Annotated in this window: 3 protein-coding genes; all 3 read left to right on the top strand. The window is 43.0% G+C overall.

Going from position 1 to position 2,401, the window contains the following annotated elements; genetic code table 11:
* Positions 1-132 precede the first annotated feature (132 nt).
* The 3 genes from AB4496_RS15405 (at position 133) to rluF (ending at position 2,339) form a co-directional block, all read left to right on the top strand.
* Positions 133-273: a DUF3149 domain-containing protein gene (locus AB4496_RS15405; protein WP_004736246.1), complete on the top strand. Its 141-nt coding sequence runs from the start codon at positions 133-135 to the stop codon at positions 271-273.
* A gap of 167 nt (positions 274-440) precedes the next feature.
* Complete coding sequence (smrA, locus tag AB4496_RS15400; protein ID WP_009848720.1) at positions 441-1,022, top strand: DNA endonuclease SmrA; 582 nt, start codon at positions 441-443, stop codon at positions 1,020-1,022.
* A gap of 177 nt (positions 1,023-1,199) precedes the next feature.
* Complete coding sequence (rluF, locus tag AB4496_RS15395; protein ID WP_017097594.1) at positions 1,200-2,339, top strand: 23S rRNA pseudouridine(2604) synthase RluF; 1,140 nt, start codon at positions 1,200-1,202, stop codon at positions 2,337-2,339.
* Positions 2,340-2,401 lie beyond the last annotated feature (62 nt).

Genomic DNA, 2,401 nt, shown 5'->3' with positions numbered 1-2,401 from the left:
AAATGCCAATGTGACGAAAAACACACAGTTACCAACAAGTATTTAACTTATGAAACAGGATTGATCCAGATCAGTGAATTGATAACACCAGTTAATACACTAACTCGTGTCATATAACTTTGAGGTATACACATGGACTTTTGGCTAGAACTCCTATTTGGTAATGCGGTGGGGCTATCTTCAATGATAGTAATATTCGGGGCTCTGGGTCTCATGATGTTCTATGGAGGCTTCTTCATCTACAAAGTTATGACTGAAAAATCTCCTCACTAGAATCGCTCAGCCTAAATCATCTACTTTTAAGTATCATTTTCTTTAGGTAGATGTAAAAACGCTTTGCACCGGAGCCGACTTATTGTCTTCTCCGGTTTTTTCATTTTTAAACCCGGCCTCAACTTAGGTATACTTACCTTATCCTTATCCAACTTGAGATACACACTATGTCTCATGATGACGACTTAGATCTATTCCAAGAAATGATGGGCGATGTTAAACGTATCGACCATGACACCGCCGAACACCAGAAAGTACACCGAGTCACAGAATCTCACCTTGCTAAGCGTGAAGCCGCTATGTGGCTGTCTGACGACGAGAAAGACTACTTATCATTAGACTACTCTCCAATGATCAAACCTGACGATGTCATTGCTTATAAAAAAGATGGCGTACAAGAAGGCGTATACAAAAAGCTGCGCTTGGGCAAGTATCCAATTCAAGCCAAACTCGACCTTCACAGGAAAACACTGAAAGACGCTCGTAACGAAGTACTCTCATTTTTACGCCAGTGTTTAAGAATGGATGTTCGCACCGTTATCATTGTCCACGGTAAAGGTGAGCGTTCGAATCCACCAGCAATGATGAAAAGCTACGTGGCAAATTGGCTAACACAAATTAATGATGTTCAATGTGTTCATTCAGCTCAGCAATTTCACGGTGGTACAGGTGCGGTCTATGTCATGCTCAGAAAGAGTAATGACAAAAAGCTAGAGAACAGAGAGCGCCATCAAAAGCGCAGCAGTTGATAAGTTGAGATAGATAAGTAAGCTAATAGCGGTCTTGCATCAAGAGCGATATTTCGTGCCTAGACTCACACCAAGTGCTAAAATTGTCCTCAGTTAACGAATCCCAACTCAAAGCAACTATTCAGAGGTTGCTTTTTGTTTATCTATATTTCCGTTGTGAAACGCTAAGAGAATATCATGTCACAAGAATCCCAAGCTAAACGCCTTAATAAATACATCAGTGAAACTGGTTTTTGCTCACGCCGCGAAGCCGACAAACTCATTGATGCTGGCCGAGTTACTATTAACGGTAAGATCCCTGAAATGGGCACTAAAGTCTTGCCTGGTGATGATGTTGAGATCGACAATAAACCTGTTCGTTCAAGAGAAAAGCCGATCTACATTGCTCTTAATAAACCAACAGGTATCACCTGTACTACTGAGCGTGATATTCCAGGCAACATCGTCGACTTTATAGGTCACCACAAACGTATATTCCCTATTGGTCGTCTAGATAAGCCTTCTGATGGTCTTATCTTCTTGACCAACGACGGCGATATCGTAAACAAAATCCTACGTGCAGGTAACAACCACGAAAAAGAATACGTGGTTCGTGTAGATAAACCTATTACGACTGAGTTCTTAAAGCAAATGGGCGCTGGCGTTCATATTCTCGATACTGTTACCTTGCCATGTAAGGTAGAGAAAGAGACCAAGTTCTCGTTTCGCATCACATTAACGCAAGGCCTTAACCGTCAGATTCGCCGTATGTGTGAAGCGCTCGGTTACGAAGTATTTAAGCTACGCCGTGTTCGTATTATGAACATCTCATTAGACGGTATTCCTAACGGAAAATGGCGCTACCTGAGCGACGAAGAGATTAATGAAATCTTGGCGATGTGTGAAGGCTCAGTAAGTACTGAAGATGCGTCAAAAATGAACGCGAAAGGTCAACGAATTCGTAAAGCAACTGACGCGAAACTTTTTGATAGCCGTGAAGAGAACCAAACTTCAACAGCGCGCCGTAATCAAAACGAGAACCGTACTCGCACTTACCGCGGTAACAATGCGGATGAATTCCGTCATGCGCCTAACTCAAAGCGTGGCCGTAACTCATCGAACGGTGAAAGCGGTGGCGGTGGCAATACCGAAAACTGGAAATCAAACTCTCGTTCAGAGCGTTCTAATTCAGATAAAAACCGTTCGGATCGCAATCGCACAGATCGCGACAATAACGAACGTCGAAGCGGTAAACCGACAGACCGTAGTCAAGATTCAAACAGGCCGAACAAACCTGCACCGAAACGTGTTGGTGGTACTTTAGGTTTGAAGAAATAGTCAGAATCCTTTCAAACGGGACTGTCGATAAAGAAACGCCCGCTAGATTAGTCTAGCGGGCG

It is taken from the genome of Vibrio sp. 10N.222.46.A1, assembly GCF_041473595.1.
GTDB lineage: Bacteria > Pseudomonadota > Gammaproteobacteria > Enterobacterales > Vibrionaceae > Vibrio > Vibrio tasmaniensis_A.
The sequence above is the reverse complement of the archived record's forward strand: the minus strand, read 5'-3'. Positions and strand labels throughout refer to the sequence as shown.